This window comes from Mycobacterium sp. 1164985.4, from assembly GCF_001668575.1.
GTDB lineage: Bacteria > Actinomycetota > Actinomycetes > Mycobacteriales > Mycobacteriaceae > Mycobacterium.
This window is the reverse complement of record NZ_LZMD01000021.1, coordinates 52,168-74,889: the sequence shown is the minus strand read 5'-3', so window position 1 is coordinate 74,889 and position 22,722 is coordinate 52,168. Positions and strand designations below refer to the sequence as shown.

The 22,722-nt window shown below is 67.8% G+C and carries 22 protein-coding genes and 1 pseudogene; 16 read left to right on the top strand and 7 right to left on the bottom strand.

What is annotated here, in order from left to right; translation table 11 throughout:
* Window positions 1–6: 6 nt before the first annotated feature.
* Window positions 7–2,055 carry an MMPL family transporter gene (locus A5650_RS02915; protein ID WP_067286090.1) on the bottom strand — a complete coding sequence of 683 codons (2,049 nt, stop codon included), beginning with the start codon at window positions 2,053–2,055 and terminating at the stop codon, window positions 7–9.
* 123 nt (window positions 2,056–2,178) lie between these two features.
* Between A5650_RS02915 and A5650_RS02910 the strand changes: the two genes are divergently transcribed.
* Window positions 2,179–2,610, top strand: coding sequence for a MarR family winged helix-turn-helix transcriptional regulator (locus A5650_RS02910; protein WP_067286189.1), 432 nt, complete (start codon window positions 2,179–2,181; stop codon window positions 2,608–2,610).
* 67 nt (window positions 2,611–2,677) lie between these two features.
* Here the strand turns inward: A5650_RS02910 and A5650_RS02905 are convergent.
* A pseudogene (locus A5650_RS02905) lies at window positions 2,678–2,947 on the bottom strand (hypothetical protein); the annotation flags it as partial.
* A gap of 184 nt (window positions 2,948–3,131) precedes the next feature.
* Here A5650_RS02905 and purT point away from each other — a divergent pair.
* From purT to A5650_RS02880, 5 genes are read left to right on the top strand one after another with little or no spacing between them, the layout of a single operon-like run.
* Complete coding sequence (purT, locus tag A5650_RS02900) at window positions 3,132–4,385, top strand: formate-dependent phosphoribosylglycinamide formyltransferase (RefSeq protein ID WP_067286086.1); 1,254 nt, start codon at window positions 3,132–3,134, stop codon at window positions 4,383–4,385.
* Window positions 4,379–4,834 (top strand): Rv0361 family membrane protein, encoded by a 456-nt coding sequence (locus A5650_RS02895; protein WP_067286084.1) that lies wholly within the window; start codon window positions 4,379–4,381, stop codon window positions 4,832–4,834. Before purT ends, A5650_RS02895 begins: the two co-directional genes overlap by 7 nt.
* A 20-nt stretch (window positions 4,835–4,854) precedes the next feature.
* On the top strand, window positions 4,855–5,274 hold the full coding sequence (locus tag A5650_RS02890) for a rhodanese-like domain-containing protein (RefSeq protein WP_067286078.1): 420 nt from the start codon (window positions 4,855–4,857) through the stop codon (window positions 5,272–5,274).
* Entirely contained in the window at window positions 5,271–6,497 is a 1,227-nt protein-coding gene (locus tag A5650_RS02885; protein WP_067286076.1) for an O-succinylhomoserine sulfhydrylase, read from the top strand. Before A5650_RS02890 ends, A5650_RS02885 begins: the two co-directional genes overlap by 4 nt.
* Complete coding sequence (locus A5650_RS02880; protein WP_067286074.1) at window positions 6,498–6,914, top strand: hypothetical protein; 417 nt, start codon at window positions 6,498–6,500, stop codon at window positions 6,912–6,914. It abuts the gene before it with no gap.
* A gap of 10 nt (window positions 6,915–6,924) precedes the next feature.
* Here A5650_RS02880 and A5650_RS02875 read toward each other — a convergent pair whose 3' ends face one another.
* Entirely contained in the window at window positions 6,925–7,776 is an 852-nt protein-coding gene (locus tag A5650_RS02875; RefSeq protein ID WP_067286073.1) for an SDR family oxidoreductase, read from the bottom strand.
* Window positions 7,777–7,892: 116 nt separating this feature from the next.
* On the opposite strand from A5650_RS02875, the gene A5650_RS02870 reads away from it, so the two are divergent.
* The 5 genes from A5650_RS02870 (at window position 7,893) to A5650_RS02850 (ending at window position 12,264) form a co-directional block, all read left to right on the top strand.
* Window positions 7,893–8,381, top strand: coding sequence for a GNAT family N-acetyltransferase (locus tag A5650_RS02870; RefSeq protein WP_067286071.1), 489 nt, complete (start codon window positions 7,893–7,895; stop codon window positions 8,379–8,381).
* Window positions 8,378–9,457 (top strand): LLM class flavin-dependent oxidoreductase, encoded by a 1,080-nt coding sequence (locus tag A5650_RS02865; RefSeq protein ID WP_067286069.1) that lies wholly within the window; start codon window positions 8,378–8,380, stop codon window positions 9,455–9,457. The genes A5650_RS02870 and A5650_RS02865 overlap by 4 nt, the downstream gene beginning before the upstream one ends.
* Entirely contained in the window at window positions 9,454–10,563 is a 1,110-nt protein-coding gene (locus tag A5650_RS02860) for an LLM class flavin-dependent oxidoreductase (protein ID WP_067286067.1), read from the top strand. Before A5650_RS02865 ends, A5650_RS02860 begins: the two co-directional genes overlap by 4 nt.
* A gap of 2 nt (window positions 10,564–10,565) precedes the next feature.
* A complete protein-coding gene (locus tag A5650_RS02855; RefSeq protein WP_067286187.1) occupies window positions 10,566–11,912 on the top strand; it encodes an NtaA/DmoA family FMN-dependent monooxygenase in 1,347 nt (448 codons plus the stop codon).
* A 73-nt stretch (window positions 11,913–11,985) separates the two neighbouring features.
* Window positions 11,986–12,264 carry a hypothetical protein gene (locus tag A5650_RS02850; RefSeq protein WP_502687039.1) on the top strand — a complete coding sequence of 93 codons (279 nt, stop codon included), beginning with the start codon at window positions 11,986–11,988 and terminating at the stop codon, window positions 12,262–12,264.
* Here A5650_RS02850 and A5650_RS02845 read toward each other — a convergent pair.
* Complete coding sequence (locus tag A5650_RS02845; RefSeq protein WP_067286063.1) at window positions 12,261–12,995, bottom strand: MBL fold metallo-hydrolase; 735 nt, start codon at window positions 12,993–12,995, stop codon at window positions 12,261–12,263. The two genes, A5650_RS02850 and A5650_RS02845, sit on opposite strands and share 4 nt — an antisense overlap.
* Window positions 12,996–13,030: 35 nt before the next feature.
* On the opposite strand from A5650_RS02845, the gene fgd reads away from it, so the two are divergent.
* The 4 genes from fgd (at window position 13,031) to A5650_RS02825 (ending at window position 18,340) form a co-directional block, all read left to right on the top strand.
* Entirely contained in the window at window positions 13,031–14,041 is a 1,011-nt protein-coding gene (fgd, locus tag A5650_RS02840) for a glucose-6-phosphate dehydrogenase (coenzyme-F420) (protein ID WP_067286062.1), read from the top strand.
* 22 nt (window positions 14,042–14,063) lie between these two features.
* Window positions 14,064–15,035, top strand: a complete 972-nt coding sequence (locus tag A5650_RS02835) for an endonuclease/exonuclease/phosphatase family protein (protein ID WP_067286060.1) — start codon at window positions 14,064–14,066, stop codon at window positions 15,033–15,035.
* Between the two features lie 114 nt (window positions 15,036–15,149).
* Entirely contained in the window at window positions 15,150–17,198 is a 2,049-nt protein-coding gene (pta, locus tag A5650_RS02830; protein ID WP_067286185.1) for a phosphate acetyltransferase, read from the top strand.
* The gene (locus A5650_RS02825) at window positions 17,198–18,340 is read left to right on the top strand and encodes an acetate kinase (RefSeq protein WP_067286057.1); all 1,143 of its coding nucleotides are present in this window, start codon (window positions 17,198–17,200) and stop codon (window positions 18,338–18,340) included. The genes pta and A5650_RS02825 overlap by 1 nt, the downstream gene beginning before the upstream one ends.
* On the opposite strand, the gene A5650_RS02820 is transcribed toward A5650_RS02825, so the two are convergent.
* On the bottom strand, window positions 18,275–18,721 hold the full coding sequence (locus A5650_RS02820) for an STAS domain-containing protein (protein ID WP_067286055.1): 447 nt from the start codon (window positions 18,719–18,721) through the stop codon (window positions 18,275–18,277). The genes A5650_RS02825 and A5650_RS02820 overlap by 66 nt on opposite strands.
* Window positions 18,722–19,083: 362 nt before the next feature.
* Here A5650_RS02820 and A5650_RS02815 point away from each other — a divergent pair, with 362 nt between their 5' ends.
* Window positions 19,084–19,449: a group I truncated hemoglobin gene (locus tag A5650_RS02815; protein ID WP_067286053.1), complete on the top strand. Its 366-nt coding sequence runs from the start codon at window positions 19,084–19,086 to the stop codon at window positions 19,447–19,449.
* Window positions 19,450–19,452: 3 nt separating this feature from the next.
* On the opposite strand, the gene A5650_RS02810 is transcribed toward A5650_RS02815, so the two are convergent.
* Both A5650_RS02810 and A5650_RS02805 read right to left on the bottom strand, forming a co-directional pair.
* Window positions 19,453–21,720, bottom strand: a complete 2,268-nt coding sequence (locus tag A5650_RS02810) for a serine/threonine-protein kinase PknG (RefSeq protein ID WP_067286051.1) — start codon at window positions 21,718–21,720, stop codon at window positions 19,453–19,455.
* Window positions 21,720–22,712: a glutamate ABC transporter substrate-binding protein gene (locus A5650_RS02805; RefSeq protein ID WP_082950580.1), complete on the bottom strand. Its 993-nt coding sequence runs from the start codon at window positions 22,710–22,712 to the stop codon at window positions 21,720–21,722. The genes A5650_RS02810 and A5650_RS02805 overlap by 1 nt, the downstream gene beginning before the upstream one ends.
* Between the last annotated feature and the right edge of the window lie 10 nt (window positions 22,713–22,722).

The window sequence follows — 22,722 nt, the reverse complement described above, 5'->3', positions numbered from 1 at the left end:
TACCCGTTAGGCCGGGTCGGCGGCCTGCCCCGCGCGGTGCCGACCATGTGCTTCGGCTCCGCCTGAACCGGCGTCCTGCTGTCTGAGTGCCGGCCACCAGATGCGCGGCCCGATCAGCGTGAACAGCGCCGGGATGATCACCGTGCGCACGACGAACGTGTCGAGCAGGATGCCGAGGCCGACGATGATGCCGATCTGCGTCAGCACGATCAGAGGCAGCACGCCGAGCACGCAGAACACCGCGGCCAGCACGATGCCCGCGCTGGTGATCACCGCGCCGGTCGCCGAAACCGCCCGCACGATGCCGCCGTGGGTGCCGTGCTCCGGAGTTTCCTCACGCGCACGGGTGACCAGGAAGATCGTGTAGTCCACGCCGAGCGCGACCAGGAACAGGAACGCGAACAGCGGTGTGGTGTTGTCGAGCGCGGGAAAGCCGAACACGTGCACGCTTGCCCAGCCGCCCAAGCCCAGCGCGGCCAGGGCGCTGAGCACCGTGACCGCAACGAGGATCAGCGGCGCGAGCGCGGCGCGCAGCAACACGTACAGCACCGCGAGCACGACGATCAGGATGGCCGGAATCACGACAGCGCGGTCGCGCGATGCGGAGGCGCTGGCATCGCGGGCCGTGGCGTCGGATCCGCCGACCAGAGCTTCCGGATCGGCTGCTCGCGCCGAAGCACGCAGGGCGTCAACGGTTTCGAAGGCGCGATCCGACGCGGGTTCGGCGTCGAGCACAACCGACCACTGCGTCAGGCCGTCGGGGGTTTCGCCGGCGGGATCGGCCGACACCACGCCGGGCGTCTCGGTGATCGCGCGTTGCACCTCGGCGGCGCGATCGGTGGACGCGATGACGCGGGTGGGGTCCGTCAGACCGCTGGGGAAGTGCCCGGCCAGCCGCGAGTACCCGCTGACCGACTCGGCCTGCACGCGGAACTGTTCGGTCTGCGACAGCCCGATCGGAGTGGCCGTCAACCCGATGCACAGCAACGCGAGACCGGCGATCGCGACGGTCGCGACGCGCCCGGGCCTGCGGGCCACCGACTCCGCGATGCGATGCCACAGGCCGCTGTCGGTGAGCACCCGGTCGCCGATCTTCGGGATGAACGGCCAGAAGAGTCGCTTGCCGAACAGCCCGAGCAGCGGTGGCAGCACCAGCAGCACGAACACCGCGGCGACGACGAGGCCCGCGGCGGCCTGCACGCCGAGGCTGCGCACGCTCGGTGAAGACGCGAACACCAGCGTCAGCAGCGCGAGCACCACGGTCGCATTGCTCGCGATGATGGCCGGTCCTGCGCGGCGCGTCGCGATGTTCAGCGCGTCGTGGTGATTCTCGGTGCGACCCAACTCCTCTCGGTACCGGGAGATGAGCAGCAGCGCGTAGTTGGTGCCCGCGCCGAACACCAGCACGCTGGTGATACCCGACGTGGAACCGTCCGGGCTCATGCCGACCGCCTGCGCGACGCCGGTCCCCAGGACGGCGGCCACCCGGTCAGCGAATCCGATGACCGCCAACGGCACCAGCCACAACACCGGCGAGCGGTAGGTGACGATCAGCAGCAGAGCCACCACCGTCGCGGTGACGGCGAGCAGCGTGAAGTTGGCACCGGAGAACGAGTTCGCGATGTCGGCGCCGAACGCCGGACCGCCGGTGACCTCGGTGCGCAAGCCGTCGGGCAGGCCCTCGGCGGCTTGGGCGCGGACCTTCTTCACCTCGTCGGTGAGCTCGAATCCGGTGAGTTCGGAGCTCATCGGGACCACCGCCAATGCGGCGGCGCCGTCCTCGGACACCTGCGCGCCGGGCCATTTCCGTTCGACGGCGCCGGTGTCGGCGGGGCTCAGCGGCGCGCCGTCGGTGCGCGTGATCACAACGATCGCGGGAACCTGCTCGCCGCCGGGGAACTGCGCTCGCAGCGCGTCGACGCGTGCGGACTCGGCGTCGTCGGGGACGGGCACGGGCGACCGCGAACTCGAGTCGTCGCTGCCGACCAACGCCATCAGCGCGCCGGACAGGAGCACGACGAGCACCGCGAGGATCCAGGAGAGTCGGCGGGACATGCCTACAAATATTTCAAGAACTTAACTAATAATCAAACCGGCCCCGCCGACTCGGCCTATGCTTTCGGCGTGCCAGAGGACCGCGACGCGCTCGAGGCGGCGATAGCCGCCGACGTACGGGCGATGAACGCCGAATCCGATGAGATCGGCCGGCTGTTCGCGAGCCGACATGAGGTCGGGGTCAACGACTTTCGCGCGCTGCTCCATGTGATGGTCGCCGAGACCGAGGGAGCGCCGTTGACGGCGGGGGACCTGCGCAAGCGGATGGGCATGTCGGCCGCGGCCATCACCTACCTCGTCGAGCGGATGATCGCCTCGGGCCACTTCCGGCGCGAATCGGATCCCCGTGACCGCCGCAAGGTGATCCTGCGGGTGGCCGATCACGGAATGGACGTCGCCCGCGGCTTTTTCACCCCACTGGGGGAAAGCACGCGCGACGCGCTGGCCGGCCTGCCTGATGAGGATCTGACCGCCGCCCATCGCACGTTCGGTGCGCTGATCGAAGCCATGCGCCGGTTCCGCAACGAGCTCGAGCGGTCCGCTATCTCGAGTTGAGGGTCGCCTCCTCCAGGTCGAGGTTGCGCAGTACCGAGCGCAGCACATCGCCGGCCTCGCCGCCGGTCACCCCGAGCCGACGGATCAGCCACGGCAACGTCAGCCCGTGCAGTAGCAACGTGCCGACCACCACGACGAACGTCAGGAACACCAGCTGAGGCCGGCCGGGGAACGGGGTCCCGGCCAGCTCGCTCACCACCTTCGGCAGCTGCAGCCCGATCATCAGGAACGCGAACGATTCCAGCACCAGCTGGACGGCCTTCCACACGGCGAAGTCCTGCAGCCGGGTGGCGTAGCTGGCGCGGGTCGAGCGCTGCCCGGTGATCAGATCAGAAACGGCGCGCCAGCGCCGCCAGCAGCACCGACACCACGAGAACCGCGAGCAGTGATGCAGCCACGAAGCCAAGCCCTCCTTTCCGCCGCCCGTATGTTGGTCGGCATGCTGAGCAGATCACGTCCGCGCGACGTCGGCTCGACGGCGTTACCGGGTACGCGACGACGTCTGGCAGGCTGGATGCCCGATGACTGATACCCCTGACGCCGCGGCCGATGCCGGGGATCCGGTGACCGATCCCGAACCCGTCGTCGGCACCTCCGCCGCCTCGGCGGTGATGCTGCTCGGCTCCGGTGAACTGAGCCGAGAGTTGGCGCTGGCGTTTCAGCGGCTGGGCACCGAGGTCATCGCGGTGGACCGCTACGCCGACGCCCCAGCGCACGGCGTCGCCGACCGGCCGGTCGTGGCGAAGATGAACGACGCGGAGGAACTGACCGCGCTCATCGAAAAGGAGAACCCGCGCTACGTGGTGGCCGAGGCGGGCCTCATCGCCGCCGATGCGCTGATCGCAATCGCCGAACGCGGCGCCGCAGAGGTGTTTCCCACCCCGCGCAGCACCCGGCTGTCGCTGGATCGGGAAGGCCTGCGCCGGTTGGCCTCCGACGACCTGGGCCTGCCGACCGCTCCGTTCTGGTTCGCCGGATCGGCCGAGGAGCTGAGCGCGGTCGCACAGCACGCCGGTTTCCCGTTGGTGGTCAAGCCGATCGCGTCGGCCGCGGGCGAAGGGGAGTCGGTGCTGGTGCGCGCCGAGGACGTCGAGCCCGCTTGGCAGCGCGCGGTGGCCGCCGGCCGGATCCCGCACGGTCGCGTGATGGTCGAGTCGGTGGTCGAGATCGATTTCGAAGTCACGCTGCTGACCATCCGCACGGTCGGAGCGACCGGACCTGCGGTGCACTTCTGTGAGCCGATCGGGCACCGCCAGGCCGACGGCGACGTGCTCGAGTCGTGGCAGCCGCAGCGGTTGGCGCCCGCCGCGCTGGACGCCGCGAAGTCGATCGCCGCGCGGATCGTGAACTCGCTGGGTGGGCGCGGGGTGTTCGGGGTCGAGCTGCTGGTGCGCGGCGACGAGGTCTACTTCGACAACGTGCGCCCGCGCCCGCACGACAGTGGCCTGGTCACACTGCGCTCGCAGCGACTTTCGGAATTCGAGCTGCATGCCCGTGCGATCCTCGGGCTGCCGGTCGACACGATCATGATCTCGCCCGCTGCCGCGGAGGTCGTCTACGCGGGGGCGGAGGCGACGCCGGCAGCCGGCGAGGATCCGCAGGCGGTGCTGGCTGAGGCGCTCGCGGTGGCCGAGAGCGACGTCGCGCTGTTCAACCGTCCCGACGAAACGGAGGCCAGGCGGCGGCTCGCGGTGGCGCTGGCCACGGCACCCGATCCGATCGTCGCCCGTGACCGCGCCCGCCGTGTCACGGTCGCGCTGCGCAGGCTCTGGTAGCGGTGTCGGATTCGGAGGCCACCCCCGGCGACCGGCAGACCGCGGCGCCGTTCCTGATCGCACTCACAATCTTTGTGCTCGTGGTGATCGCAATATGGCTGCTGAACCTGTTCGACGACCGGGGCGAGCCCGCCGACCAGCAGGTGGCCCGCGCCGCGGTCGGGCAGAACGACGCACTGCAGCGACAGAACTACTCCGACTTCCGTGGCTACACCTGCCCGGCGCACGCCGGCGACGAGACCGAAGTGCTTGCCGCCCAGCGTGATTCCGTCGCGCAGCGCGGTGAGCGCTTCGTCGACGACGTCACCGATGTCGCGATCGACGGTGACCGCGCCACCGCCAAGGTGACCTACCACTTCGACAAGTTGCCCGACGACAAGAAAATCATCGATATGACCTTCATCCGCGACGGCGATGCGTGGAAGGTCTGTTCCCCCGGTCCCAGGTAGCTGTGGGACACTCAACGACCGTGAGTTACGCCGGAGACATCACGCCCGAAGAGGCTTGGAAGCTGCTGACCGGCACCCCCAATGCGGTGCTGGTGGACTGCCGCACCGACGCCGAGTGGCGCTTCGTCGGCGTCCCCGACCTGTCGTCGCTGCAGCGCGAGGTCGTGTTCATCGAGTGGAACCGCACCGACGGCACGCACAACGACGCGTTCGTCGACGAGTTGCGCCGCGAGATCGGTGACAGCGATTCGGAGGCGGGGCCGGTCGTGTTCCTGTGTCGCTCGGGCAACCGGTCGATCGGCGCGGCGGAGGCCGCCACCGAGGCCGGGATCGCGCCGTCGTACAACGTCCTCGACGGCTTCGAGGGCAACCTCGACGAGCAGGGGCACCGCGGCGGGAGCGGATGGAAGGCCGTCGGACTCCCCTGGAAGCAGTCATGAGTTCCAGTCCTGAAGATTCGATTCCGTCGGTCCGCACACCCGCTGAGCTGCCCGACGGGGTCAGCCAGGCGACCATCGGCGTGCGCGGAGGGCTGCTGCGGTCGGAATTCGAGGAGACCGCCGAGGGCCTGTTCCTCACGTCGGGCTATATCTACGCCTCCGCCGCCGATGCCGAGAAGGCGTTCACTGGTGAGATCGACCGCTATGTGTACTCGCGCTACGGCAACCCGACCATCTCGATGTTCGAGGAGCGGCTGCGCCTGATCGAGGGTGCGCCTGCTTGCTTCGCGACCGCGACGGGAATGGCAGCGGTGTTCACGTCGCTCGGTGCGTTGCTGGGGGCAGGCGATCGGCTGGTCGCCGCGCGCAGCCTGTTCGGCTCGTGCTTCGTGGTGTGCAACGAAATCCTGCCGCGCTGGGGCGTGGAGACGGTGTTCGTCGACGGTGACGACCTGTCGCAGTGGGAGGAGGCGCTCTCGGTTCCCACCCGAGCTGTGTTCTTCGAGACACCGTCGAACCCGATGCAGTCGCTGGTGGACATCGCGGCGGTGTGCGACCTCGCCCATGCCGCAGGCGCAAAGGTCGTGCTGGACAACGTGTTCGCGACCCCGATCCTGCAGCAGGGCTTCCCGCTCGGGGTCGACGTGGTCGTGTACTCGGGCACCAAGCACATCGACGGACAGGGCCGCGTGCTCGGCGGCGCGATCCTCGGCGACGAGCAGTACATCGACGAGCCGGTGCAGAAGTTGATGCGCCACACCGGGCCCGCGCTGAGCCCGTTCAACGCGTGGACGTTGCTCAAGGGACTCGAGACGCTCGCGGTGCGCGTGGACTACCAGAACGCGTCGGCGCAGCGGATCGCCGAGTTCCTCGAGAACCATCCCGGCGTGAACTGGGTGCGCTACCCGTTCCTGGAGTCGCATCCCCAGTACGACCTGGCCAAGCGCCAGATGACCGGTGGCGGAACGGTTATCACGTTCGAGGTCAAGGGCGGAACGAAGGAGCGAGCGTTCGAAGTGCTCGACAAGCTGCGCATCGTCGACATATCGAACAACCTGGGCGATGCCAAGTCGTTGATCACCCACCCGGCCACCACCACGCACCGCGCGGTGGGTCCGGAGGGCCGTGCCGCGATCGGGCTCGGCGACGGCGTAGTGCGAATCTCGGTTGGCCTGGAGGGAACCGACGACCTGCTGGCCGATCTCGACCAGGCGCTGCGTTAAGTGTCGAAGCGCAGCGACGCGAAGAAGGCCCGCCGCCGCAAGCGACAGGCGGCCCGTAACGAGCGCTGGGTGCCCGACAACGTGATGGACTCGCTGACCGAGGAGACCGCGACCGCGGCGGTGCTGGAGGCCTTCGACGCGCGAATCACCGAGCGGGGCTGGGTGTTCGACGACGAGCTCTCCGATGAGGAGTCCGCGCTGTGGTTCTACCCGCCGTCAGAGGCCGACGTGCCGGACGAGGATCTGGTGTCCGTCACCACCGTGGTGCTGACCGCTGACGATGCCGCGGACGTCGCGCACGTGGTCTTCGTCGGCACGGCCGACGACTACCAATTCAACTTCGAGGAGCTGTTCGAGTGCCTCGACGTCGTCGAGGCCTTCCGGTTGGGTGACCAGGCGCCGACGTTCCCCGTCTAGCGCTGCGAGCTCAGTCCTCGACGACGCCCTGCGCGGCGCGCGCCCGGTCCTCGTACTTCTTGCGGGCGGACGTGTCGAAGTCGAGGAAGACTCGGTCCAGCCCCAGCTTGTTGTTGAGCCAGCGACGCCCGCGCGGGCCGAGCATCTGCGCGGCCTGGGCGGTGAAGCGCAGCGGAGTCGGCACGGACACATGGGTTTTCGGCTTGTCCAGGGTCTTGACGATCGCCGCGGCGATATCCTCGGGCTCCACCGGCTTGATCGCCCCGCCGCTCTTCGTGCCGGAGATCAGCTCAGTGTTGGTGAACGGCGGCATGATCACCGAGACGTCGACGTTGTGCGGTGCGACCTCGTCGGCCAGCGCGGCCGTCAACCCGACCACGCCGAACTTCGCGCCGACGTAGACGACCTGGCCCGGCACCGGGATCAGTCCCGACAGCGAGGCGATGTTGATGATGTGTCCGCTGCGTCGCGCGATCATGTCCGGCAGTACCAGCTGACACCCGGCGATCACGCCGTACAGGTTGACCTCGAGGGTCGAGCGGATCGACTGTTCGGTCTCGTCGACGAACGGGCCGATCGGCATGACACCGGCGTTGTTGATCAGTACATCGATGCGTCCGCCGCCGTCGGTGCGGGCCTTGTCGAGGAAGGTGGAAAACGACTCGCGGTCGGTGACGTCTAGCGGGTAGCCCGACACCGGGCCGAGCTTCGTCAGCTGTGCGACGGCCGACTCCTGCAACGACACGTCACGGTCGCCGATGACGACGCGGGCACCGCGGGCCAGCAGCGCCTTCGCGGTCGCGTAGCCGATGCCGCGGGCAGCGCCGGTGATCGCGATGGTCTTGCCCCTGATGTTGTCCATGCGGCCAAACTTTACACGTGTCAAGTTTGAGGGGGAAGTGGGCATTCTTCGGATCAGCGTGAGCAGATGTGCCGCACCGGAATGCATGCGACCGGTTCGCGTTGGACAGTTAGGTGATGCCCGTGTCGACCCAGCTGAAGTTCGTCGCAGTACGCCAGGACGACCCCTTGGTGGAGCCGCTGCTGGCCGAGTTGACCGTCGAGTACTCCAAGCGCTACGGCCCGTCCGAAGACACCGTGAGCAGATGGCTGCGCGGGCATTCGGCCGACGAGTTCGCCCCGCCGAACGGCGACCTGGTGGTCGGCCTGCTCGACGACCGGCCCGTCACCGGCGGTGCGTTCTGCCGATTCGACGACACCACCGCCGAACTCAAGCGGATCTGGACCGACAGCCGTCACCGACAACAGGGTCTGGCGAGGGCGCTGCTCGCCGAACTCGAGGCCCGGATCGTCGCTCGAGGATATCGGCGGGTCTACTTGACGACCGGCGACCGCCAACCCGAAGCGGAGGCGCTGTACGAATCGGCGGGCTACGAGAGGCTGGCCGATCCGCTGCCCGCCGAAGGCGACGTCTTTCCGGTGGCGTTCGTCAAGGTGCTGCGATGAGCGAGCACGTCCATCTCGCGGTCGCACTCGACGGTTACGGGTGGCATCCGGAGGCATGGCGCCACACCCCGGATCGGTCACCGGTCACCAGTGGACGGCACTGGGCCGGCGCGACGCTCACCGCCGAACGCGGGCTACTCGACTTCGCGACCTTCGACGACGCTCTGACCCCACAGCGGCGTCGTCGCCCCGACATCGAACCGCGGTGGCTGGCCGGGCGCCCCGACGCCGTCATGGTCGCCGCCCTGGTCGCGCCGGTGACGCGGCACGTCGGCCTCGTGCCCGTCGCGACCGTGACCCACACCGAACCGTTCCACGTGTCGAAAGCCATTGCGACGCTGGACTTCATCTCCCACGGTCGGGCGGGCTGGCAGGTCCGCGTCAGCGGTACGGACCACGAGGCGCAGCTCTTCGGCCGCCGCGACGTGCGCGGCGCAGACCTGTTCGGAGAGGCAGCCGACGCCGTTGAGGTCACGCGGCGGCTCTGGGACAGTTGGGAAGACGACGCGGTGATCCGCGACGTGACGTCGGGCCGGTACGTTGACCGCGACAAGCTGCACTACATCGACTTCGTCGGTGAGCACTTCTCGGTCAAGGGCCCGTCCATCACACCGCGTCCTCCGCAAGGCCAGCCCGTCGTCGCCGCCCTCGCGCACACGCCGCAGGTATACGAATTCGCCGCGCACAACGCCGATCTGGTGTTCGTCATGCCGCGAGACGATGCCGATCTGTCCAGCCTGCTCGCACGAGTGGCGGGGAGCGACTTGAAGGTGTACGCCGACGTGTACGCCTCGTTCTCCGGGGTCGTCGACGCCCGCTCGGACGCGGCGATTTTCGACGGAACACCGACCGAGCTGGTCGACCTGATCCTGCGTTGGCACGATCGCGGGCTCGACGGTGTACGGCTGCGTCCCGCGGTCCACGCGCTCGATCTGCCGATCATCGCCGACGAGGTGGTTCCGATACTGCAGGGCAAGGGCGTGTTTCGCACCGCCTACCGCGACGGCGAGCATCTGCGCTCCCGGCTGGGGCTGCCGGTAGCGGTCAACCGCTATGCGAAGGCGCGGCAGCCATGACGATTCCACTGTCGATCCTCGACCTGTCGCCGATCAGCGAAGGCTCCGATGTCGCAACGGCTTTGCGTAACACCATTGACCTCGCACAGCACGCCGAGCATTGGGGGTACAAACGCTACTGGCTGGCCGAACACCACTTCGTCGCCGTCGCGAGCTCACAGCCCGCGATACTCATCGGCCAGATCGCCGCGGCCACCGAACGCATCCGGGTGGGCGCCGCCGCGGTACAACTCGGCTACACCACCGCGGTGGCGGTGACCGAGTCCTTCGGTACGCTCGAGGCGCTGCATCCCGGTCGCATCGACCTCGGGGTCGGACGGTCCGGTCAGCGCCGGCGCGACGCACTGAAGGGTGCTGCGCCGCAGTCAAAGCAGAACAGTGAATGGAGCGACCGGGACGGCGTCGTCATCCCGCCGGGCTTCGACGTTGCCGCGCTGATGCGCAATCCGCGGATACGCGCGCGGATGTCGATACTTCAGCAGCCCGATGCCGTTGCGCCCGACTTCGACCGCCAGGTCGACGACATCCTGAACTTCGTGTGCGGCCGGTATTTCATCGACGGCGTCGCCGCTCGAGCGGTGCCCGGCGAGGGCACCGGCCTGACGCCGTGGATCTTCGGCAGCAGTGCTGGGCAGAGCGCGCGGGTGGCCGGGGAACGGGGGTTGCCGTTCGTGGCCAGCTACCACATCACGCCCGCGACCGCGCTGGACGCCGTCGACGCCTACCGCGCCGCCTTCCGGCCGTCGCCCTCGCTCGCCGAACCGTACGTGGTGGTCTCGGCGGACATCGTGGTCGCCGTTGACACCGCCACCGCGCACCATCTGGCGTCGAGCTACGGCCACTGGGTGCACTCAATCCGTGCCGGTGACGGCGCGGTCCCGTATCCCGATCCCGACACGGTGACGCCCTTGTCCGCGGCGCAGCTCGACGTCGTACGGGACCGCACCGAAACGCAGTTCGTCGGTGATGCAGAGGAAGTCGCCGAGAAGTTGGATGCGCTGCAGCGCGCCACCGCTGCCGACGAGCTGGTGGTCACCTCGGTGTGCCACCGGCACAGCGACCGGCTGCGCTCACACGAATTGATCGCCAAGAGGTGGGGCCTGTGACCGTGCGCACGCGGGAAGGCAAGCAACGTAAGCCGATTCATCTCGCGGCCCACTTCCCCGGTGTCAACAACACCACTGTCTGGTCCGACCCCGACTCGGGAAGTCAGATCGAGTTCGACTCGTTCGTGCACCTGGCCCAGACGGCGGAGCGGGGGCTGTTCGACTTCTTCTTCCTCGCCGAGGGGCTTCGGCTGCGCGAGCATCTGGGACGCATCCACGACCTCGACGTCGTCGGCAGGCCCGACACGTTCACGGTGCTCGCGGCGCTGTCCGCGGTCACCGACCGGCTGGGACTGGTCGGCACCATAAACACCACGTTCAACGAACCCTCCGAGGTGGCAAGGCAATTCGCCACCCTCGACCATTTCTCCGACGGTCGGGCCGGGTGGAACATGGTCACATCGTCGGACGCGTTCACCGGCGAGAACTTCCGGCGCGGTGGCTTCCTCGACCACGCGCACCGCTACGAGCGTGCCGCGGAGTTCATCACCGTCGCGCGGAAATTCTGGGACAGTTGGGCGCCCGACGCGGTGGTCGCCGACGCGGCCCGCGGCGTCTACGTCGAGCCCGACCGGATCCGCCCGGTCGAACACACCGGAGCGCAGTTCGACGTGCGGGGCGTGGCGACGCTGCCGCCACCGCCGCAGGGACACCCGGTGCTGCTACAAGCCGGTGACTCCGCCGACGGGCGCACGTTCGGCGCACAGCACGCCGACGCGTTGTTCACGTTGCATTCGGGGTTGGAGGCCGGCCAGAAGTACTACACCGACGTCAAGGACCGCGCGAAGTCGTTCGGCCGCGACCCCGACCAGTTGAAGGTCTTTCCGGCGGCGACGTTCGTGCTGGGGGACGACCACGAAGAGGCCGTCGACAAGGCGCGGCACATCCGGCTGCAACAGGTCACGGGCCCGACCGCGATCACCATGCTCGAGCAGGTCTGGCAGCGCGACCTGTCCGCATACGATCCCGACGGTCCGCTGCCCGACGTCGAACCCGCCGACGATCCGACCGTGACCCAGGGTCGCGTCCGTCACGGTGATCCCAAGGCCCTCGCCAAAGCGTGGCGGGAGCGGGCGCAGGCCGAGCACCTCTCTATCCGTGAACTCGTCATCGCGGTGACCAGCAGGCAGCAGTTCGTCGGCACTCCTGCCGACGTCGCCGACGAGATCGACCTGCACGTGCAGTCCGACGCATGCGACGGGCTGATCCTGGTGCCGCATCTGACCCCGCGCGGACTCGACGAGTTCGTCGACGAGGTGGTGCCGCTGCTGCAGGAGCGGGGCAGTTTCCGCACCGAGTACAACGGTTCCACGCTCAGAGATCACCTGGGCCTTCAGACAGGCCTATAGGCTGGGCTCCGGTGTCGGCGCAAGCACGATAAGCCGCGCGGCGCCGGGGGTGATGGTGGCGATTTCGCAGACGATGGTCGGCTGGCTGCTGGTTGCGGCCGGCCTGCTGACGTTCCTGTTCGGGGTGGCGTCGCGGGTGTTCATCGGGCGGCGACGTGAGACCAAGGCCGTCCGGATCATGGTGCACACGTTCCGCCGGACGGGCCTGGCGCGCGTGTTGTTCGGCCGGTTCGAGAGCGACGTGCTCGACGACGACGAACTCGACGCCATGATCCTGATGCCGACGATCGTGATCGCCTGCGGGCTGTGCCTGACCGCGGTGTTCCTGCTCGGGTACCAGAAGTTGGTTTAAGCGCGCGCCGCCGCTTCGGACGCGTCGCGAATCGACCCACGCCACACCGGCCCGTGTCCCGGGAGCAGCACCTCGGTGTCGAGCAGGCCGAGAGCCGACAGGCTGCGTACGCATCCGTCCTGATCGTGGTTGAACAGTCCGGGCAGCAGTTGCGGGCCGCCGCGCGTCGAGAGCGGGTGCCCGGTGACCAGCGCGTCGCCGCTCACCAGGATGCCGTCGACGACGAACGAACAGTGCCCACCCGTGTGTCCGGGTGTCGGGATCGCCATCGGCGTGCCCGGAAGCTTCGCCGCGACGTCCTCGGTGAGGGCCTGCGCCGTGGGTATGCCCTCGCGCAGCATGCCGCCCTTGCGGGTGATCGCCACCGACCACGTGAGATAGCGCGGGCGCCAGATGTGTTTGGCGATGTCGACTGGAGAGGCCTGCTCGAGGTACTCCCGCTTGGCGTGGCCCACCTCGGCCGCATGGCAGTAGACGGGCGTGCCGTGCGTCTCGGCGAACCAAATCGCCGAGCCGAAATGGTCGATGTGCGCGTGGGTCAACAGGATTGCGCGCAGATCGTCGACGCCGAAGCCGAGCTCACGCAGCGACTGCAGGACGTCCTCGCGGTTGCCGGGGAAGCCGGTGTCGATGAGCATCACGCCCGTCTCGTCGGTCACGAGCGTCCAGTTGACGAGGTCCGTGTAGGCGAAATGGACGGTGTCCGTGATGGCGCTCAGTGCTGCTGCCATCCCGCAAGTCTAGGCAAGGGAGTAGAAACGAACCCGTGGCTGAACTCAAACTCGGATACAAAGCGTCGGCGGAGCAGTTCGCGCCGCGGGAACTGGTCGAGCTGGCCGTGGCGGCCGAAGAGCACGGGATGGACAGCGCGACGGTCAGTGACCACTTCCAGCCGTGGCGCCACGAGGGCGGCCATGCGCCGTTCTCACTGGCGTGGATGACGGCGGTCGGTGAGCGGACCAAGGACCTCATCCTCGGGACGTCGGTGTTGACCCCGACGTTCCGGTACAACCCCGCGGTGATCGCGCAGGCGTTCGCGACAATGGGCTGTCTGTATCCGAACCGGATCTTCCTCGGGGTGGGCACCGGTGAGGCGCTCAACGAGATCGCCACCGGGTACGAGGGCGACTGGCCGGAATTCAAGGAGCGCTTCGCACGGCTGCGGGAGTCGGTCAAGCTGATGCGCGAGTTGTGGCTCGGCGACCGGGTCGACTTCGACGGTGAGTACTACCGCACGAAGGGCGCCTCGATTTACGACGTGCCCGAAGGCGGAATTCCGGTGTACATCGCAGCGGGTGGTCCGGTGGTGGCCAAGTACGCCGGCCGCGCGGGTGACGGTTTCATCTGCACGAGCGGCAAGGGCGAGGAGCTGTACAAGGACAAGCTCATTCCTGCCGTGAAAGAGGGTGCGGAGACCGCTGGGCGCAACGCCGATGAGATCGACAGGATGATCGAGATCAAGATCTCCTACGACACCGATCCGGAGCTGGCCCTGGAGAACACTCGGTTCTGGGCACCACTGTCGCTGACGGCCGAGCAGAAGCATTCCATCGACGACCCGATCGAGATGGAGAAGGCGGCCGACGAGTTGCCCATCGAGCAGGTCGCCAAGCGCTGGATCGTCGCGTCGGCCCCGGACGAGGCCGTCGAGAAGGTGAAGGACTACGTCGACTGGGGGCTCAACCACCTCGTATTCCACGCCCCTGGCCACGATCAGCGCCGGTTCCTCGAACTGTTCAAGCGCGATCTCGAGCCGCGTCTGCGTCGTCTGGGCTGATCGGGCTCCGCTCCGACACAACATGATTCGAGTACCGGCGACGGTGCTTGGTGCGCTCGCGTTCGCGCTGGCGCTCGCCGGGCTGGTGTCGCGCTATCTGCCCGTCGACAGCGAGGTCGTGCTGGCGTTCGCCGCGGCGTCGCCGTACCTGACCGTCGCCGGCGTCGCCGCGATGCTGCTGTTCGCGGTGGCTCGGCGCTGGGTGGCGACGATCGTGGCCGCGACGCTGTGTGTGGTCTTGCTCGCGGTTCTCGCGCCGCGCTACCTCGGACCCGAGAAGGCCGGCTTTCCCTCGACTGCGCTGCGGGTGCTGACCGCCAACCTCGGCATGGGTCGCGCGGACGCGCGGGCGATGGTGGAGTTGGCGTCCGCGGCGGCCGACGTGCTCGTCGTCCAGGAGCTGACTCCGCAAGCGGCCGAGGCCATGTCGGCGGCCGGGCTGGACCGCAGTTTTCCTCATCGGGCGATCGATCCGCGCGCCATGGCCGATGGGATCGGGGTGTGGAGCCGCCATCCGATCGTGGGCGCAGGCAGTATCGAGGGCTACCGGATGCCGATGCTCAACGCCTCGATCCGGATTCCCGGCGTCAGGTTCGACGTCGCCATACTCGCCGTGCACCTCGCCGCTCCGTTGGTGCAGCCGCTGAGCTGGTTCTCCGACGACATCGCCCGGCTGCGCGAGACGCTTGCGGCGCTCGCGGGCGACGCGGGATCCGGCGCAGTCGTCGTGGCGGGCGACTTCAATGCGACCTACGACATGCGTCCGTTCCGGCTCCTGCTGGACGAGGGGTACCGAGACACCGCCGAACAGGCCGGCGCCGGCCTCACTCGCACCTACCCGGGGAGACCGTGGGTTCCGTCGGTCGTCGGCATCGACCATGTGCTGCTGCACAACTGCGCGGCGACGTCGGCCTACACCGTGGCTGTGCGTGGGTCCGATCACCGGGGGCTGGTCGCTACCGTCGAGATCCCGGTGGACCCGATGGCGATTTGAAGGGCGGGGCGTCCGATTAGGCTGTGACGCGTGTCGAAGGCGCCCAGAACCACTTCTCTACCTCCGCGCGAGCGTTCGTCTGATTCAGGGTCTTCGCGCGAGCGCTCATCCGCCATCTACGTCGCCTCCCCGGAAGGGGACACCGGCAAGTCCACGATAGCGCTGGGCATCCTGCACCGGTTGACGGCCACCGTGGCCAAGGTCGGCGTCTTTCGGCCGATCACCCGGCTCGGCGAGGACTGTGACTACATCCTCGAGCTGTTGCTGACCCACACGACGGCCGGGCTGTCCTACGACGAGTGCGTCGGCGTCGGCTACGAACAACTGCACGAGGACCCCGATGGCGCCTTGGCAGAGATCGTCGACCGCTACCACCGGGTCGCCGACCAGTGCGATGCGGTGCTGATCGTCGGCAGCGACTACACCGACGTCGCCGCGCCCAGCGAGCTGTCGACGAACGCCCGGATCGCGGCCAACCTCGGCGCCCCCGTAGTGCTGGCGGTCAAGGCCAAAGACCGCAGCCCCGAGCACGTCGCGCAGATCGTAGACATCTGCCTCAGCGAGATCGCCACCCAGCACGCGTACACCGCAGCGGTCGTCGCCAACCGCTGTGATCCCGCCCAACTCTCCGCGGTGCTCGACGCGCTGAAGGGTTTCGAACCCATGTGTTACGCCCTGCCCGAGGAACCGCTGCTCGTCGCGGCGTCGGTCGCCGAACTCCAGGATGCCGTCGAGGGCACGTTGATCAGCGGCGATCCGGCGCTGCTGTCCCGCGAGGCCATGGACCTCATGGTTGCGGGGATGACGGCCGAACGCGTACTCGAACGGCTCAGCGAGGGCGTCGCCGTCATCGCCGCCGGCGACCGATCCGACGTCGTGCTCGCGCTCGCGAGCGCCCATGCCGCCGAGGGCTTTCCGTCGCTGTCGTGCATCATCCTCAACGGCGGACTCGAACTGCACCCCTCGATCGCCGCGCTGGTGGCCGGCCTCGGGCTGCGGTTGCCGATCATCGCCACCAGATTCCGGACGTTTGAAACGGCCAGCCGGGTGGCGTCCGCGCGCGGCAGGGTCACGGTGACCTCGGTGCGCAAGGTCGACACCGCCATCGCCCTCATGGAAGCCCACGTCGACGTCGCCGATCTGCTTGCGCAGCTGGCGATCCCGATCCCCGAGGTTGTCACACCGCAGATGTTCACCTACAAGCTGCTGGACTGGGCGCGCTCGGACCGCAAGCACATCGTGCTGCCCGAGGGCGACGACGACCGCATCCTGGCCGCGGCCGGTCGGCTGCTGTACCGAGGCGTTGCCGAGCTGACGATCCTCGGGGAGGAGCCCGCGATCCGCTCGCGCGCAGCGGAATTGGGTGTCGACCTCTCCGATGCCACCGTGCTCGACCCGCAGACCAGCGACCTGTGCGACAAGTTCGCCGAACAGTACGCCGAGATGCGCAAGCACAGGGGCGTCACCGTCGAGCAGGCCCGCGAGATCATCCACGACGTCTCCTACTTCGGCACCATGCTCGTGCACAACAACCTCGTCGACGGCATGGTCTCCGGCGCCAAACACACCACCGCGCACACCGTTCGGCCCGCCTTCGAGATCATAAGGACACTGCCGGACGTCTCTACAGTGTCCAGCATCTTCCTGATGTGCCTCGCCGATCGCGTGCTGGCCTACGGCGACTGTGCGATCGTGCCGGATCCCACCGCGGAACAATTGGCCGACATCGCGATCTCCTCGGCGCGCACCGCCGCCAGCTTCGACATCGAACCCCGGGTTGCGATGCTGTCCTATTCGACCGGCACCAGCGGTACGGGTGCCGATGTCGAGAAGGTTCGGGAGGCAACGGAATTGGTCATGCAGCGCGAGCCCGACCTGCTGGTCGACGGGCCGATCCAGTACGACGCCGCAGTGGATCCGTCCGTCGCCAAGTCGAAACGTCCCGACTCGAAGGTGGCCGGTCGCGCCACGGTGCTGATCTTTCCCGATCTCAACACCGGCAACAACACATACAAGGCCGTGCAGCGCAGCGCCGGCGCCATCGCGATCGGACCGGTGCTGCAGGGCCTGAAGAAGCCCGTCAACGACCTCTCCCGCGGGGCGCTGGTCGAGGACATCGTCAACACGGTGGCGATCACCGCGATCCAGGCGCAGACGCTCTGATGGCCCGCAGCGTCCTGGTCCTCAACTCGGGCTCTTCATCACTGAAATTCGCTGTCATCGAACCGGATTCGGAGACGATGGTGGTGGACGGCATCGTCGAACGCATCGGCGAGGGCCAGGTACGCGATCACGCGGAGGCCCTGCAGTCGGCGTTCGACCAGATGGCCGCGGCGGGCAAACGCCTCGACGAACTCGACCTCATCGCCGTCGGGCACCGCGTCGTGCACGGCGGCCCGGACATCTACAAGCCGACTCTCGTCGACGACGCTCTGGTCGCCCGCATCAACGAGCTCTCACCCCTTGCGCCGCTGCACAATCCTCCCGCGCTGGTGGGAATCGAGGAGGCCCGCAAGGCGCTGCCCGACCTGCCCCACGTCGCGGTCTTCGACACCGCGTTCTTTCACGACCTGCCCGCGGCCGCATCGACCTACGCGATCGACCGCGACGTCGCCGAGCAGTGGCATATCCGCCGCTACGGCTTCCACGGCACCTCGCACGAGTACGTCAGCCAACAGGCCGCCGAGTTCGTCGGGGCGCCCCTGGAGTCGCTGCGCCAAATCGTGCTACACCTCGGTAACGGTGCCTCCGCGTCGGCGATCGTCGGGGGCCGCCCGGTCGACACCTCCATGGGCCTGACGCCGATGGAGGGCCTGGTGATGGGAACCCGTTCCGGCGACATCGATCCCGGTGTCCTGTTCTACCTGTGGCGCACGGCCGACATGGGCGTCGAGGGCATCGAGGAGATGCTCAACCGCCGCTCCGGGGTCCGTGGGCTCGGTGGCGAGGTCGACTTCCGGGTGCTCCACCAGTGCATCGACGACGGGGACGCTTCTGCGCAACTGGCCTACGACGTCTACATCCACCGGCTGCGCAAGTACATCGGCGCGTACCTGGCGCTGCTCGGCACCGCCGACGTCATCACATTCACCGCGGGGGTGGGGGAGAACGACGCCGCGGTGCGGCGCGACGCACTGAGCGGGATGGCACCGCTGGGGATAGAGCTCGACGAGGCCCGCAACGCCAGCCCCGAGAAGAAGGCCCGACGGATTTCGGCCGACAGCTCTCGGACGACGGTGCTAGTTGTTCCCACCGATGAGGAGCTTGCGATCGCCCGCGCCTGCACGCACCTCGTCGAGCACTGAGCGCGGGTTCTCGAGCGGCAACTCTTCGGCCGAATCGCAGATCGCCAGCAGGCGGCGCACCTGCCTGCCGCAGCGCACCTGCCAGTCGATGCCGTTACGGCTACAGATGACGTTGATGTAGTGCAGCGCGGCGAAGCCCGCGGTGCCGAAGAAATCGACGAGCCGCAGATCGATCACCAGCCGCCGCGTGCCCGCGACCTGACCTTCCACGTAGGTCGCCAACGCCCGGCTGTTCGTGGCATCGATCTCGCCGTCGACGGTCACGAGGACCGTCGACCCATGCCGGTGGGACGCGGTGAAGCTGGCGCGGTGGTGGTGTTCACACTGATCGAAGGACCGGGGGTCGGGTCGGAAAACCCGACAGGTTCCTACAGCGGACACGGTGCACTCCTGTTGTCGAGATGCAATTGAAACCGCGGATGCCGTCAGCGGCGCCTAACCGAAACTCAGCCGCACTCGGGAATGGTTTCCCGATGACCTCTGCAGTTGGCTGTGACCTCAACCTGTGATGCAGATTACTACGAAATCCGCGCCCTGACCATTGAGTCTTACGACATGGGCAAATCCTGTAAAAAGCCCGCCTCGAGCTAGATAGTTTGCTGACACGACGACTGATTCCGTAGGTCCATACGCCCGCCGGGTAGCGACCGTGAGAAGGAATTTGCCCGGCCGGCAACCGGCCGAAATCAGGATGCAATGCCCGTCGTCTTGAGTGTGCCTATCCGTGTGACGAAGGGACACCCATGCCGAGCATCTACGAACAGATCGGCGGTCATGAAGCACTCGAAGTGGTCGTCGAGGACTTCTACGGCCGCGTGCTGGCCGACGACGAGTTGGCTGGATTCTTCACGGGGGCGAACATGGCGCGGCTCAAGGGTCGGCAGGTCGAGTTCTTCGCCGCCGCCCTGGGAGGGCCCGACCCCTACACCGGCGCCCCGATGCGCCGGGTTCATCAGGGCCGCGGGATCACCATGCACCACTTCAACCTCGTCGCGGGCCATCTGGCAGACAGCCTCGCCGCGGCCGGAGTGCCCACGGACACGGTAGGCGAGATCCTTGCCGCCATCGCCCCGCTGAGCGACGAGATCGCGAGCGCGAGCGTCGCCTGACCGTCAGAAGGTGCTCGTCGGGCGGACGCTGTTGGCGAGGTCGACGAGTGCGTAACGGTGGGCTTGCGTCGGCGCCACCCTCGCGAGCGCGCGCAGCGAGGCCTCCACGCCCAGCTGCAACCCGTGCTCGGTGAAGGGGAAGCCGAGGATGTGGTTAGTGCTCGCGGTGTTGTCGGCCAGCCAGTCCATCGCGGTTCCCAGCACCAGCGCGCGAATCTGCAACACCCGCGGCTCGGTGTCCGGCAGCGCCTCGACGCGCCGCGCGGCGTCGCGGATCTGCTGTTCGGTGATCTCGCTCGACGACCGGCCGGACAGCAGCGTGACGGCGCTGGTCAACCTCGCCGTGGTGAAATGGCGCGACATCGCAGGCACCTTGTCGAGCGTCTTCACCGCTTCGTCGCGGTCGCCGGCGGCCGACTGCGCGCGCGCCAGTCCGAACCCCGCCGAGATCACGCCGTTGTCGGTGGACCACACGGTGTTGTAGAACTTGCCCGCGTCCTGGGTGCCAACAAGCTCGGCGGTGGCCGCCAGGGCCAGTTTCGGCGCCAGTTCACCCGGCAAGGTGTCCAGTACCTCGGTGAAATGTTTTGTCGCGGAGTCATAGTCGGCGGTCAATAGTTCGGCGACGGCCTTGAACCAGACCAGCCGCCACGGCCAGCCCACCCGGTCGGCGAGGTCGTCGAGTTTGCGGGTGGCCTTGGCGACGTCGCCGAGGTCCAGCAGCGCGCGCACCTCCATCAGCGGGAGTTCGACCGAGTCCGACAAGTCGATGCCCTCGGAGTCCAGCGCGCCGTGCCTGGCCGCACGCAACTGGTCGAGCGTCTGCACGGGCTGGCTCACCACGCTGGCCGACAGCACCGTCGCGCCGACGTCGGTCGGGTCCACCAGCGGGACGGGCAGCGCCCTGACGATCTCCTGCGCGGTCAGGCGCTCGGAGTGCACCTGCCCGTCCAGATAGACGTCGGTGTGTGCGACCAGCAGATCGATGCCGAATGTGGATCGGGTCGGTGAAAAGACGGTCGACAGACCGGGTTTGGGCGACCCGGTGTCCTTGGCCACCACTTCGCGCAACACGCCGAGCAGCTGACCGGACATCTCGTCGGCGCTGCCGAACCGCCGTCGCGGATCCGGGTCGATTGCCCGGCGCAACGCCCGGCCGAACGAGTCGTATTCGGCCAGCACCGGATCGTCCTCGGGCAACCCGTTGACGTAGCGGCCCTTGCGCGTGCGCAGTTTGAGCGTCAATGCCGCGAGCGTGCGGCCGACGGTGTAGATGTCGGTGGCCACGGTCGGCCCGGTGCGCACGATCTCGGGCGCCTGATATCCGGGAGTGCCGTAGAGGTATCCGAACGAGTTGATGGTCGACACCGCACCGAGGTCGATGAGCTTGAGCTGCTCCTCGGTGATCATGATGTTCTCGGGCTTGAGGTCGTTGTAGGTCAACCCGATCGAGTGCAGATAGCCGAGGGCGGGCAGGATTTCGAGCATGTACCCGATGGCCTGGGCGACGGGCAGCTTCTCGCCCTTGGCCTGTTTGAGCGAGGTGCCGCCGACGTACTCCATCACGATGTAGCCGACCGGGTTGCCGTGTTGGTCGGCGTGCTCGACGAAGTTGTAGATCTTCACGATCCCGGGATGGGTGACCTCGGCGAGGAACTGCCGCTCGGCCATCGCGATCTTCTGCGCCTCGGCATCGCCGGAATGCACCAAACCCTTGAGCACGACCGGTCGTTCGTTGACGTTGTGGTCGAAGGCCAGATAGACCCAGCCGAGCCCGCCGTGCGCGATGCAGCCCTTGATCTCGTACTGGTCGGCGACCATATCGCCCGGATTCAGCTGCGGCAGGAACGAATACGGGCTGCCGCAGTGCGGGCACCAGCCTTCGGACTGGGCCGCCTTGTCGCCGCTCGAACGTCCGACCGGACGTCCGCAGTTCCAGCAGAACCGTTTCTTCTCTGCGACAACGGGATTCGTCATCAGCGCTTCGAGCGGATCCTTGGCCCGCACCCGTGGGATCTCGACCAGCCCGCCCCCGAGACGTCGGGTGCGCGACAGCGCCCTCGTCGTCGTGGTGGTGGCGGCGTGCTCCTGGGGTTCGGTGTCCCCGGTGCCCACCGAACCGTCGTCATCGTCGTCGAAGTGCGGGCGGAACACCGCCTCGGTCGCCATCGGGCGGACGGTCGAGCCCGAATCCATGCCCATGTCGTCGAAGCTCGCCGGCTGAGTGCCGGGGCCCTCGTCGTCGAAATCGTCCAGCGTGGTCTCAGACATCAGTCGGAATACCTCGCGACCGGAGGAGCGGGCGCCGGGCCGAGCACGGTGAGCCACTTGCGGTACAACGTGTTCCACGTGCCGTCGCGGCGGATCCGCTCGAGCGTGCCGTTGACGAACCGCACCAGGCCGGTGTTCTGCCGGTTGACCCCGATGCCGTAGGGCTCCTCGTTCAGGCTCGGGCCGACGATGTGCAGGTACGGATCCTGCGACACCAGGCCGGCCAGGATCGAGTCGTCGGTACTGACCGCGTCGACCTGACGCTGCTGCAACGCCACCAGGCAGTCCGACCACGCCACCACGCCCACGATGATCGGTGGCGGCGTGATCTGGCGGATCCGCTCCAGCGATGTCGTGCCCTTCGCGACGCACACGCGGCGGCCCGACAGATCCGACGCCTGCCGGATCGTCGAGTCGCGCGGCGCGAGGATGCGTTGGTTGGCGGTCAGATATGCGGTCGAAAACCCGATCAGCTTCTTGCGTTCACAGGTGATCGTCATGGTCTTGACGACGACATCGACCTGGTTGTTCTGTAGTGCCGCGATGCGGTCGGCCGACGACAGGATGCGGTACTCCACCTGCGACGGCGTCCCGAAGATGTCGCGGGCGATCTCACCGGCGATGTCGACGTCGAATCCGGTGATCTGTCCGGTGATCGGGTCCCGGAACGAGAACAGGTTGCTGCCGATGTCCAGGCCGACGATCAGCCGCCCGCGCGCGCGGATGTTCGCGACGGCCTCCTCCGCCTGGGCCCGGTTGCCGAACGGCCGCAGGCTCGCTGTGCGGTTGCAGTCCTCGGTGTCGTCGTCGGGTGGGCGTACCGGTTGCGGTGGCAGCTCCTCCATACCGGCAGGGGTGGGCGGGGGAAGAGTGACGTTGGGCGTCGAGGTCACCGACGCCGCCTGCCCGCAGCCGGTGAGCACGAGCGCGGTGAGCGCGAGGGTGGCGAGAAGCTTCCTCATCTGCCGTCTGTTCTTCGCGCAAGCGCTCATCAGAGGCTCT